The organism is Sphingomonas sp. Xoc002 (genome assembly GCF_050408055.1).
Classification (GTDB): Bacteria; Pseudomonadota; Alphaproteobacteria; order Sphingomonadales; family Sphingomonadaceae; genus Sphingomonas; species Sphingomonas yabuuchiae.
On record NZ_CP191175.1, the window covers coordinates 1,143,688 to 1,155,000 of the forward strand.

At 66.7% G+C, this 11,313-nt stretch carries 9 protein-coding genes and 3 tRNA genes; 3 read left to right on the forward strand and 9 right to left on the reverse strand.

The genetic code is table 11. The features are described from left to right. Nucleotide 1: 1 nt before the first annotated feature. The 6 genes from ACQR50_RS05330 to aroA form a co-directional block, all read right to left on the reverse strand. Complete coding sequence (locus ACQR50_RS05330; RefSeq protein ID WP_428970093.1) at nucleotides 2-1,411, reverse strand: ABC transporter substrate-binding protein; 1,410 nt, start codon at nucleotides 1,409-1,411, stop codon at nucleotides 2-4. 26 nt (nucleotides 1,412-1,437) lie between these two features. After that, a tRNA-Leu gene (locus ACQR50_RS05335) sits at nucleotides 1,438-1,521 on the reverse strand. A 101-nt stretch (nucleotides 1,522-1,622) separates the two neighbouring features. Continuing rightward, nucleotides 1,623-1,910 carry an integration host factor subunit beta gene (locus tag ACQR50_RS05340; RefSeq protein ID WP_056439404.1) on the reverse strand — a complete coding sequence of 96 codons (288 nt, stop codon included), beginning with the start codon at nucleotides 1,908-1,910 and terminating at the stop codon, nucleotides 1,623-1,625. Nucleotides 1,911-2,057: 147 nt separating this feature from the next. Beyond that, nucleotides 2,058-3,767: a 30S ribosomal protein S1 gene (rpsA, locus tag ACQR50_RS05345; RefSeq protein WP_056439406.1), complete on the reverse strand. Its 1,710-nt coding sequence runs from the start codon at nucleotides 3,765-3,767 to the stop codon at nucleotides 2,058-2,060. Between the two features lie 342 nt (nucleotides 3,768-4,109). Next, a complete protein-coding gene (gene cmk, locus ACQR50_RS05350) occupies nucleotides 4,110-4,742 on the reverse strand; it encodes a (d)CMP kinase (protein ID WP_428970094.1) in 633 nt (210 codons plus the stop codon). Further along, the gene (gene aroA, locus ACQR50_RS05355) at nucleotides 4,739-6,070 is read right to left on the reverse strand and encodes a 3-phosphoshikimate 1-carboxyvinyltransferase (protein ID WP_428970095.1); all 1,332 of its coding nucleotides are present in this window, start codon (nucleotides 6,068-6,070) and stop codon (nucleotides 4,739-4,741) included. Before aroA ends, cmk begins: the two co-directional genes overlap by 4 nt. A 95-nt stretch (nucleotides 6,071-6,165) precedes the next feature. On the opposite strand from aroA, the gene ACQR50_RS05360 reads away from it, so the two are divergent. The 3 genes from ACQR50_RS05360 to ACQR50_RS05370 all read left to right on the forward strand — a co-directional run bounded on the left by ACQR50_RS05360 (nucleotide 6,166) and on the right by ACQR50_RS05370 (nucleotide 6,805). Beyond that, on the forward strand, nucleotides 6,166-6,489 hold the full coding sequence (locus ACQR50_RS05360) for a TIGR02300 family protein (RefSeq protein ID WP_056439502.1): 324 nt from the start codon (nucleotides 6,166-6,168) through the stop codon (nucleotides 6,487-6,489). 87 nt (nucleotides 6,490-6,576) lie between these two features. Next, nucleotides 6,577-6,652: transfer RNA gene (locus ACQR50_RS05365), tRNA-Ala, on the forward strand. Between the two features lie 77 nt (nucleotides 6,653-6,729). Continuing rightward, nucleotides 6,730-6,805: transfer RNA gene (locus tag ACQR50_RS05370), tRNA-Ala, on the forward strand. Nucleotides 6,806-7,391: 586 nt separating this feature from the next. Here the strand turns inward: ACQR50_RS05370 and ACQR50_RS05375 are convergent. The 3 genes from ACQR50_RS05375 to ACQR50_RS05385 form a co-directional block, all read right to left on the reverse strand. Further along, nucleotides 7,392-8,852, reverse strand: a complete 1,461-nt coding sequence (locus tag ACQR50_RS05375) for a methyl-accepting chemotaxis protein (RefSeq protein WP_428970096.1) — start codon at nucleotides 8,850-8,852, stop codon at nucleotides 7,392-7,394. A gap of 132 nt (nucleotides 8,853-8,984) precedes the next feature. Next, on the reverse strand, nucleotides 8,985-11,000 hold the full coding sequence (locus ACQR50_RS05380) for a M3 family metallopeptidase (RefSeq protein ID WP_428970097.1): 2,016 nt from the start codon (nucleotides 10,998-11,000) through the stop codon (nucleotides 8,985-8,987). Continuing rightward, on the reverse strand, nucleotides 10,997-11,125 hold the full coding sequence (locus ACQR50_RS05385) for a hypothetical protein (RefSeq protein WP_428970098.1): 129 nt from the start codon (nucleotides 11,123-11,125) through the stop codon (nucleotides 10,997-10,999). The genes ACQR50_RS05380 and ACQR50_RS05385 overlap by 4 nt, the downstream gene beginning before the upstream one ends. Nucleotides 11,126-11,313 lie beyond the last annotated feature (188 nt).

The window sequence follows — 11,313 nt, forward strand, 5'->3', positions numbered from 1 at the left end:
TTCAATTGGTGATGGCGCGCAATCGGTTCAATGGATGCCAGGCGCGGCTGTTGGTCTGGAATTGCCGCAGCCGAGGCGTGGTGAGCGACCAGCGCAGCGGGCGGGCCAAGGGGATGAAGGGCGTGTCGGCATTGATCGCCGCATCCGCCGCCGCGATCGCCGATCCGCGTACCGCCAGCGTCGGGGCCAGCCGCGCTTGCTCGATCGCCGCCATCGCCGCCTCTCCACAGGGCGCGCAGGCGGTCGCGAGATACCAGCGCGCGCTGTCATAGGGGGCGACCGCATCGATCAGGCGGAGGTCGGCCGGGTCACCGAGCGCCACCCGTTCGGGTGTGATGCCGACCGCCAGCAGCGTCGCGCCGATCTGGCCATAGAGCAGGTTCGCCCCCGGCCCCTGCGGCAAGGCGATGCGCAGCCGCACCGGCTGGCCCCAGGCGGCGACCCGAGCCCGCGCCCCGCTGCGCCGCTCGTCCAGATTGAGAAGCGCCCAGCCGGGAATTTGCGGCGGGGCGTCCGAGTCGAGCGTGTCGGGCAGCAGGCGGTCGGCGGCTTCCCAATTGGGGGCGACCGCCGCCAGCATGGTAGCCCGGTCGAACGCCGCCGACAGCGCCTGGCGGTTGCCGGCATCGGCCAGGAAGCCGTCGCGACGGACGATGCCCAGGCCGAAAAGACCGGCCGCCGGATCGATCCGGATGGCCGCCTGGTTGATCCGGACCGCGTCGAGCAGCGGCCATGTCTCGAACCGGCCGCCGAGCAACAGGTCGGACCGGCCGCCCGCAAAGCGCAGGATGGCGCGTGCCGGAGTCTCGGCGATCAGGCGGACATCCTCCTCGGGAGCGGGCGTGGCGTCATCTTCCGGCTCGACACGGCGGGGGTCGGGAATGGGGCGTAGCAGCGGGGGTGGCCCCGCCCGGATGATGCGGAACGGCCCGGTGCCCCGACGCCCGCGATCGACGATCGCCATTTCGGGCTGGGCGAACAGCTTCAACAGGTCGGGGCGGGGGCGTGACAGGCGGATTTCGATGACCTGCGGCGTCATCACCACGATCTCGTCGATCGCCGTCAGGAAGGGGGCCAGCGGATTCCCTGAATTAGGCGACACCAGACGACGCAGGATCGGCACGACCTGCTCGGCGGTGACGGGTGAGCCGTCATTCCATTTCGCCTCGCGCAGGCGGAAGATGAAGCTGCCGCCCTCGTCGATGACGATCCAGCGTTCGGCCAGCCCCGGCTCGATCTGGCCATTGGCGTCGAAACGCACCAGCCCCTGTGCCAGCGCATCGCGCAGCACGCGGCGCGACGTATCGTCATCGGTAAGGGGCGGGCCACCGGACCGGGCGGAAGGTGGGGTGGATTGGACGGTGCTGACGACCACCGCCCCATGATCGGCATGGCGCTCGCAGGCCGTCATCGTCAGCAGGGCGGCGGCCCACCCGATGGTGCGGACGGCGGGACTCGAACCCGCACTCCATAGGAAGCCGATTTTAAGTCGGCAGCGTCTACCGGTTTCGCCACGTCCGCGCACAGGCCAACGAAGATACCAGGATGCCGCGAAGGTCAAGGGCGCAGCTGTCGTAAAGCCGGAATAGCCGCGCCCCGGTCACCTCAAGACCGGAATGTGATCACTCCGCGTCGACGTTCAGACGCGCGCGCATTTCCTTGCCGGGTTTGAAATAAGGAACGCGCTTGGCGCAGACATCGACGGTTTCGCCGGTGCGGGGATTGCGGCCGGTGCGGGCACCGCGCGCGCGGGTCGAAAAGGCGCCGAAGCCGCGCAGTTCGACGCGACCATCATCCGACAACCGCTTGGTAATCTCATCGAAGAAAATCGTGACGATCAGTTCGACTTCACGCGGGTTCAGTCCCGGATTACGCTGACCGATTTTTTGCACCAGTTCCGAACGGATCATCGTCTAGTCCCAAGCTTAAGACGGATCGTTCTTAACCTGTGTTTCTCGCTGCTGAAAGTAGTTTTATTATACGATTAAACGACGCTGCGGTGTCGTTTGGCCGGAACCGGGACATGTTTCCGAAAAAACATGCCCCGATCCAGTGACTTACTTCTGGGTGCGCGCCTTCAGCGCTTCGCCCAGAATGTCGCCCAGCGACGCGCCCGAGTCGGACGAACCGTACTGAGCCACCGCCTGCTTCTCTTCGGCGATCTGCATCGCCTTGACCGAGAAGGTCGGCTTCTTCGAACGATCGAAGCCGGTGACCATCGCGTCGAACTTCTGGCCGACCTGGAAGCGCTCGGGGCGCTGCTCGTCACGGTCGCGACCCAGATCGGTGCGCTTGATGAAGCCGGTCGCACCATCGTCGCCCGCCTGGACTTCGAGGCCCGCGTCGCGGACTTCGAGGACGGTCACGGTGACGACCTGGTTCTTGTTCAGGCGATCGCCAGCCGCAGCCACGCCGCCGGCGACGGGGCCGCCGCGCTCGAGCTGCTTCATGCCGAGCGAGATGCGCTCCTTCTCGGGGTCGATGTCCAGAACCACGGCCTGAACGACTTCGCCCTTGCGGTGCAGGTTGAGGGCATCCTCACCCGACACGCCCCAGGCGATGTCCGACATGTGGACCATGCCGTCGACATCGTTGTCCAGGCCGATGAACAGGCCGAACTCGGTCGCGTTCTTGACTTCGCCCTCGACGGTCGAGCCGATCGGATGGGCAGCGGCGAAGGCTTCCCACGGATTGGCCTGAGCCTGCTTGAGGCCGAGCGAGATGCGGCGCTTTTCCTGATCGACCTCGAGGACGACCACATCGACTTCCTGCGAGGTCGACACGATCTTGCCCGGATGGACGTTCTTCTTGGTCCAGGACATTTCCGACACGTGGACCAGGCCTTCGATGCCCGGCTCCAGCTCGACGAACGCACCGTATTCGGTGATGTTCGTGACGCGGCCCGACAGCTTCGCGCCGACCGGGTACTTGGCGCCGGCGCCATCCCACGGATCGCTCTCGAGTTGCTTCATGCCGAGCGAGATGCGCTGCGTGTCCTTGTTGATGCGGATGATCTGCACCTTCACGGTGTCGCCGATCGCGATCATCTCCGACGGATGATTGACGCGCTTGTACGACAGGTCGGTGACGTGCAGCAGGCCGTCGATGCCGCCCAGGTCGACGAACGCACCGTAATCGGTGATGTTCTTAACGACGCCGTCGATGATCTGACCTTCGGCCAGGCTCTGGATCAGGCCCGAACGCTGCTCGGCGCGGGTCTCTTCCAGGACCGCGCGACGCGACACGACGATGTTGCCGCGCTTGCGGTCCATCTTCAGGATTTGGAACGGCTGCGGGATGTCCATCAGCGGGGTGACGTCGCGGACGGGGCGGATATCGACCTGCGAGCCGGGCAGGAACGCCACGGCGCCGTTCAGGTCGACGGTGAAGCCACCCTTCACGCGGCCGAAGATCACGCCTTCGACGCGGGCCGACTTCGAGAATTCGAGCTCCAGCTTGTCCCAGGCGGCCTCGCGGCGCGCGCGGTCGCGGCTGAGCATCGCTTCGCCGTGCATGTTCTCGACGCGGTCGACATAGACCTCGACTTCGTCACCGACCTTCAGGTCGGCCTTCTGGCCGGGGGCAGCGAATTCGCGGAGGGGCACACGGCCTTCCGACTTCAGACCGACGTCGATGACGGCCATGTCGTTTTCGATCGCGGTGACGGTGCCATGCACGACGCGACCCTCGAAGCTGTCGGCACCGCCGAACATGTCATCGAGCATCGCCGCGAAATCGTCGCGCGTGGGCTGGGGGTTGGTTGCCATAAAAGGGTTAGGTTCCTGAGAGTTTTTCGTCTCCGGCTCGGGGCGATTCCCGAGACCTTCGACGATGGCCGCGCCGACCCCATGTCGACGCCACCAGGCCCGAAGATGATGCTGAAACACGGAAAAGCGGCGGTCCGCGACAAATGCGGAAAGGACGCTGGGGCAAGGCCCCGCGTCAGCCTCTCCGCGGAACAGGGTCCGCGAGCGGGGGCGCCTTAGCGGAAAATGGGGTTTTGCGCAAGGCGAGGGAGATCCTCCCCGGCACGGGGAGGGGGACAGCCACGAGGCGGTGGTGGAGGGGGCGTGCCGCGAATGATATCGCTTCGCGGCGGCCCTCCTCCGTCAGCGCGCCTTGGCCGCCACCTGGGCGTCGACGAACTGGATCGCGCGGGCGACCGCCGCCTCGATCGTCAGGCTGGAGGTGTCCAGCGCCGCCGCATCGGCCGCCTGGGTGAGGGGGGCGGTCGCCCGGCCGCTGTCGCGTTCGTCGCGAGCCCGGATATCCGCCAGTACCTGGTCGAACGACACGTCCGAGCCATTCGCCGCCAATTCGTTATGCCGCCGCCGTGCACGCACTTGTGGACTGGCCTTCACGAACAGTTTGGCGTCCGCATCGGGCGCGATGACCGTGCCGATGTCGCGCCCGTCGAGGATCGCGCCGCCCGGCTGGTTGGCGAAGCGCTTCTGCCGCTGGAGCAGCGCCGCGCGGACCAGCGGATGCACCGACACGACCGAGGCGAGCTTGCCCGTCTCGTCATCACGCAGGGTGGGATCGGCGAGCAGGCTGTCGTCGAAGCTGCACGCCGCGACGGCATCGGCCTCGCGGGTCGGATCGAGATGCATCGCGCGCACCGTCGCCGCCACCGCGCGGTAGAGCAGGCCGGTGTCGAGATGCGGCAGGCCGTAATGCCTGGCCAACGCGCGGGCGATGGTGCCCTTGCCGCTGGCGGCGGGGCCGTCGACCGCGATGATCATGCCATCGCTCCCAGCTTTTCCAGCGTATCGAAAAACACGGGATAGCTGGTCGCAACCGGTGCGGCATCGTCCAGCGTGATGGGATCGCGGGCGTTCAGCGCCGCGATGGTCATGCTCATCGCGATCCGGTGGTCGAGCAGGGTCGCAACGGTCGCGCCGCCGGGGATCGGATCGCCGCCGGTGCCGGTGACGGCCATGCCGTCCTCGAACTCCTCGCAAACGACGCCGCATGCCCCGAGGGCGTTCGCCATGGCGGTGATGCGGTCCGATTCCTTGACGCGCAGTTCCTCGGCGCCGCGCGCGATGGTCGTGCCAGTCGCGAAGGCGGCCGCTACGAACAGCACCGGATATTCGTCGATCATGCTCGGCGTCAGCTCGGGCGGAACCTCGATCGCCGACAGGGCTGCGTGACGGACGCGCAGATCCGCCACCGGCTCGCCGCCGACGATGCGCGCGTCCAGCTCGGTGATGTCGGCGCCCATCATCTTCAGCGCTTCGATGATGCCGGTGCGGGTCGGGTTCATGCCGACATTGGTGATCGTCACGTCGGCATCCGGCACGATCGAGCCCGCGACCAGCCAGAAAGCGGCCGACGAAGGGTCGCCCGGCACGACGATATTCTGCGGCTTCAACTCCGCCTGCCCCCGAATCGTGATGACCCGGCCCTCGGGCGAAGGGGTGACGGTCAGGTCCGCGCCGAAGCCCGCCAGCATTCGCTCGCTATGGTCGCGGGTCGCGATCGGCTCGATCACGGTCGTCTCGCCCGGCGTGTTCAGACCCGCCAGCAGGATCGCCGACTTCACCTGCGCCGAGGCGACGGGCAGGGTGTAGCGGATCGGCACGGCCGGGTTGATGCCCCGGACCATCAGGGGCAAGCGGCCGCCCGGCGTATCCTGGAACTGCGCCCCCATCTGCGACAACGGCTCGATGACCCGGCCCATCGGGCGCTTGGACAGCGAGGCGTCACCGATGAAGGTCGCGGTGATCGGGTGGCTGGCCACCAGACCCATCAGAAGCCTTGTCGAGGTGCCCGAATTGCCCATGTCGAGCGCGGTTTCGGGCTGGAGCAGCCCGCCGACGCCGACGCCGTGGATCACCCACACCCCGTCATCCTGCCGGACGATGTCCGCACCCATGGCGCGCATCGCGGCGGCGGTGGCGAGCACGTCCTCGCCCTCCAGCAGCCCTTCGACGCGGCTTTCACCGACCGCGAGCGCGGAGAGCATCAGCGAGCGGTGGCTGATCGATTTGTCGCCCGGAACGGCGATGGTGCCGCGAAGGGCGGCGGCGGCTCGCACGGTGCGAGGCTGGGGAAGGGGATGCGCCATGATGGCGCGGGCTTTTGACAGGGGCCTTGCGCTGTGGCAAGGCGCGCCCACTTTTCGCTCAGGCGGAAAACCCAATTCCGAAAGGTATGAACGGCATGATCAAGCCGGAATGGGGCACGAAGCGTACGTGCCCGAAATGCGCGACGCGTTTCTACGACCTCGAAAAGGACGACCCCGTCACCTGCATCAATTGCGGGACGCAGTGGGAGCCCGAGCCCATCCTGAAGTCGAAGCAGCCCCTGCCGTTCGAGCAGGTCAAGCCCGAGAACAAGGAAGCCGACAGCGATCTGGCGGGCGGCGACGACGAGGATCTGGACATCACCGGTGAGGACGAAGAGCCCTCGCCCGACGATGAAGTCGATCTGGGCGGCGACGACGATCTGGGCGTGGAAACGTCCAGCGAGGACGACGAACACTGAGTTGTCCGAACGGGCTCGGCAGGTGCTTGAAAAAAGTGCTTGCCGAGCCACGGCGGCCCCGCTAGTGGGCTGCCTCCACAGCGGAACGGGGCCGTAGCTCAGCTGGGAGAGCGCTGCAATGGCATTGCAGAGGTCAGGGGTTCGATCCCCCTCGGCTCCACCATTCCGCTGGAACAGCCGCATGGTATCCATGCGCTGACAGGCTAGCCCGCATCCCGCCGGGTCCGCGCCGAAATCGTTGGGGCCGTAGCTCAGCTGGGAGAGCGCTGCAATGGCATTGCAGAGGTCAGGGGTTCGATCCCCCTCGGCTCCACCATTTCCCCGATATCGCTGATTTTCGACCGCCCCTGATCATCAGTGGGTGGTTTTCGGCGTTTCAGGTGCGTTTGAATATCGCCCGACGTCACGTTCCTTTTTCTCAAGCTCCATTCAGACTGCGCAAAGTCGAAGGCAAGGGGGCAAGTCTCCGCCCAAGCCGCAAAGGTTCGCTGTGCGTTTCGACTTCACTCAGCGTGAAGGGGAGTCCTGACGTTCGCAATGACCTCCCCACGCCCAGTCGACATCCATAACGCTTCTTTCCCCTCTCCCCTGGACGGGGGAGAGGGTTAGCGGAGCCTGCCAGCGTGCTGGCTAGCGCAGCTTGGGTGAGGGGTCGGGCGAGCCTCCGGCTTGCGCGCTCGGGAACCGAGCGCTCTATCCCTCACCCGGTTCCGCTAAGCCTTTGCTTTCGCAACAGACCAAGTCTGCGCAACCCTCTCCCCTCTGCGAGGGGCGAGGGGGAAAAGGGCGTGTCTGAATAAGAATCTCCCGAGAAAGCAAAAACGTCCGATTGCGCTTACTGTCGGCCAACAAAAAAGGCCCCGACTTGCGTCGGAGCCCAGTGGGTCCTCGGGGGGTGAGGATCAGATGGCGGCGAGGCGTCGCTGCATCTGGTGGACCGGGTTGCGTGGGTCGCCCGTGATGTCGGCCAGACGGAAGCGGGCGACTTCGCGGGCCAGCGTCTCGGCTTCCTGCGCCAGGGTGCGGGCGGCGTCGGTGGCCTGTTCGACCATGGCGGCATTGCGCTGGGTCACGCCGTCCATCTCGGCGACGGCGGTGTTGACCTGTTGCAGGCCGATCGATTGCTGGGTGGCCGAGGCGGCGATCTGCGACACCAGGTCGCTGATCTCGCCGATCCGGCCGATGATCCGTTGCAGCGCCTCACCCGCCTCGTTGACGAGTTCGACGCCCGCGCCGACCTGGTCGGAGGAGGCGAGGATGCGCGTCTTCACATCCTTGGCCGCTTCGGCCGAGCGCTGCGCCAGGGCGCGCACTTCGCTGGCGACGACCGCGAAGCCCTTGCCCGCTTCACCCGCCCGGGCGGCCTCGACGCCCGCATTCAGCGCGAGCAGGTTGGTCTGGAACGAGATGCCGTCGATGACGCTGATGATCTCGCTGATCTCGGATGAGGAGCGTTCGATGCCGCCCATCGCCTCGACCGCGCGGCGGACGATCTGGCCCGATTCCTCGGCCTCGGTCCGGGCCTCGCCGACGATCCGGTTGGCGCGCGAGGCGCCGTCGGCGGTCTGGCGGACGGTCGAGGTGATCTGCTGCATGGCGGCGGCGGTTTCCTCCAGCGAGGCGGCCTGCTGCTTGGTGCGGTCGGACAGGTCGTCCGACGCCTGGCGGATATCGCCTGAGCCGACGCGAATATGCTCGCCCGACTGGGTGACGACGCCCAGCGTCGCGCACATCTGGGCCCGCATCGCCTCGAAACTGTCGGCCAGCGCCTGATATTCGGACGGCAGCCCGTCGAGCGAGGCGGTCAGGTCGCCCTTGGCCATCCGGTCGAACACCGCGCCGCAGCGTTCGATCACCGCGCGACGCCCCGCCTGCTCGGCCTCGAAATAGGAGGCCAGCGCGATGTCCATGTCGATCAGCGAGGCCTTGACCAGCGCGGTCGCCGCCCGTGCCCGGCGCCGCGCGCCGAACGGCCAGAACAGCCGCCCCAGGATCAGCTTGGGCAGGACATATTCCAGCATTCGGGCATAGCCGCTGATATACCAGGTCGGCGCCAGCCCGATCCGTGCATGGACCTGTCCGATATGGGTCGAAGCGGCGGCATAATCGCGATCGAGCGGGCGGGAGAACAGCTTGCGCCAATGCTCCATCTGCTTGTCGCGGGCATGGTCCATCCGCGCCTGCGATGCGAATAGCCCCCGGATCTGCGAGGTATCGGCGATATGCCGGTAAAGCGCGGTCAGGGCGGCGGGCGCATGCCGCTCGATCGCGCGCTTGATTGTCGGGAAGGTCGCGTAACTCTGCGCGCCATAGTCGAAAGCAGCCAGCCGCTGCTCGAAATCAATATGTTCCGATCCGCTCACAGCACATCCTCCATATCCCCCCTGGATAGGCAAAGAGGGTTAAGAAGCTGTCGAGAAACGGATTTTTCTGTATAATCCAGATTACATTACGGAACGAAACCGGGGCCGCCGACCGCGGCCCCGGAATGCTGGTCAGGCCGCCAGTCCGTGATGACGCAGCAGCGCATCCGGCTCCGGCGCGCGGCCGCGGAAAGCGCGGAAATTGTCGGCCGCCGGGCGGCTCGCCCCACGCGCCAGCACCTCGCGACGGAACCGATCGCCTGCCGCCTGGCCTTCCTCGGCAAAGGCGGAAAAGGCATCGGCCGACAGCAATTCGGCCCAGAGATAGCTGTAATAGCCCGCCGCATAGCCGCCCGCGAAGATATGGCTGAAGCTGTGCGGGAAGCGATTCCACGCGGGCGGACGAATCACCGATATTTCGTCGCGAACGCCGTTCAGCACCTCCATGACGCGGCCGCCCAGCGCCGGATCGTAATCGCGGTGCAGGCGCAGGTCGAAGGTCGCGAACTCGACCTGACGGAGCAGGAACAGCCCCGCCTGGAAGCGCCGCGCCGCCAGCATCTTGGCAAACAGCTCGTCGGGCAGCGGCTCGCCCGTCTCGACATGCGCCGACAGCGCGGTCAGCGTGTCGCGGTCCCAGGCGAAATTCTCCATGAACTGGCTTGGCAGTTCGACCGCATCCCACTCCACGCCCGAAATCCCGCCGATCGAGGGCAGGTCGACCTCGGTCAGCAGATGGTGCAGCACATGGCCGAACTCGTGCAGCAGCGTGACGACATCGCCATGCGCCAGCAGGGCAGGGGTGTCGCCGGTCGCGGGCGGGAAGTTGCAGGTCAGATAGGCGATGGGCCGGTGGAACCGGTCGGCATCGCGGAAGCGCGGACGGCATACGTCCATCCAGGCTCCCCCGCGCTTGCCCGCCCGCGCATGGAAGTCGCAATAGACGCCCGCGACGATCTCGCCACTCTGGTCCTGCACATCATAATAGCGGACATCGGCATTCCACACCGACACGTCCTGCCGCTCGACCAGGCGGATGCCGTACAGCCGTTCGATCAGCGCGACGGTGCCCTCCATGACGCGGGGCAGGGGGAAATAGGCGCGGATCGCCTCGCGATCGACGCCGAAGCGTTCGCGGCGCATATGCTCGGCGACATATCCCGTATCCCAGGGCTCCAGCTTGGCGATCCCGAACTTCTTGGCGGCATAGGCGCTCGCCTCGGCCAGTTCGCGCTGCGCCAGCGGGCGGGCACGGGCGGCGAGATCGGACAGGAAGGCCAGCGCCTCGTCCGCCGACTGCGCCATCTTGGTCTCGACCGAGCGGGCGGCGGCGTTCTCGAAGCCGAGCAGCCGGGCCGCCTCGTGGCGCAGCTCCAGGATCCGGTCGATGCGGGCGCTATTGTCATGGGCGGGATCGGCCGCCTGGTCCGAGGCGCGGGTGGCATAGGCCTTGGCGACCCGCGCGCGCAGATCGCGATTGTCCGCCTGGGTCAGGATCGCCTGCACGCTAGGTTCGCGTAGCGTGACCAGCCAGCCGTCCAGTTCCTTCTCTGCAGCATAGGAGGCCAGGATCGCCTTGGCATTGTCGGTCAGGCCGGACAGCAGGGCCTCGTCGGTGACATGCTCGCTCCAGGCTTCGGTCGAGTCGAGCACGGCATTGCCGAACTCGGTGCTCAGCCGGTTCAGTTCGACGCCGATCTCGCGGAAGCGGGCCTTGGCCGCGTCGTCCAGGCCGACGCCCGACAGGGTGAAATCCCGCCGCGCCAACACGACCGCGCGTGCCTCGGCCTCGGTCAGCGGCGCCAGATCGACGCGGTTGAAGGCGGCGAACAGACGCGGGTCCTGGCCCGCCTCCATGCCATATTCGGCCAGCATCGCCTGCGCCTCGGCATAGGCGGCACGCAGCTCAGGCGTGTCGGCGACCGAATGGAGATGCCCGGCGGGCGACCAGCCCCGCGCAATCGCGAAGCCCGCCCGCTCACTCGCCAGCACGACATCGCCAAAGTCGCTGGCGTTCGATCCGCCGATCCGGTTGGCGGCGGCGCGTGCGTCGGCGATCATCTGGCCGACCGCGGGCACCAGATGCTCGGGACGGATCGCGGCGAAGTCGGGCAGGTCGGTATCGGCGAGCAGGGGATTGGTGGTCATTCGGCATCCTTGCGCTTTATCGTCGGGATCATCTCGGCAGCCGCACCGTGTTCGGCAAGACCCTTGCGGTCGATCGGACCGATCCGTGCGGTCGCCATGGCGGGCACGGCAGGGGCGCTGGGCAATCCAAGTCACTGTTACCGCTCCCAATTGCATTTCCTGCAATTATCATTGCCGAGGTTGCAATTGCGAACATGGGTGCTGCGGTGCACAAGGATCGGGCCTTTCAGGCATCCTCTCCTAAAAACTTTCCGGCCGGTCGCAAGACCGGCCTTTTTTTTGGCCGCGATTTCCCCTACGGAACGCTCGTATC

Bases quoted from the DNA above. Each gene is read 5' to 3' on its own strand.
- cmk (WP_428970094.1), bottom strand. From the start codon at position 4,742: ATGATCATCGCGGTCGACGGCCCCGCCGCCAGCGGCAAGGGCACCATC.
- aroA (WP_428970095.1), bottom strand. From the start codon at position 6,070: ATGGCGCATCCCCTTCCCCAGCCTCGCACCGTGCGAGCCGCCGCCGCC.
- ACQR50_RS05360 (WP_056439502.1), top strand. From the start codon at position 6,166: ATGATCAAGCCGGAATGGGGCACGAAGCGTACGTGCCCGAAATGCGCG.
- rpsA (WP_056439406.1), bottom strand. From the start codon at position 3,767: ATGGCAACCAACCCCCAGCCCACGCGCGACGATTTCGCGGCGATGCTC.
- ACQR50_RS05380 (WP_428970097.1), bottom strand. From the start codon at position 11,000: ATGACCACCAATCCCCTGCTCGCCGATACCGACCTGCCCGACTTCGCC.
- ACQR50_RS05340 (WP_056439404.1), bottom strand. From the start codon at position 1,910: ATGATCCGTTCGGAACTGGTGCAAAAAATCGGTCAGCGTAATCCGGGA.
- ACQR50_RS05330 (WP_428970093.1), bottom strand. From the start codon at position 1,411: ATGACGGCCTGCGAGCGCCATGCCGATCATGGGGCGGTGGTCGTCAGC.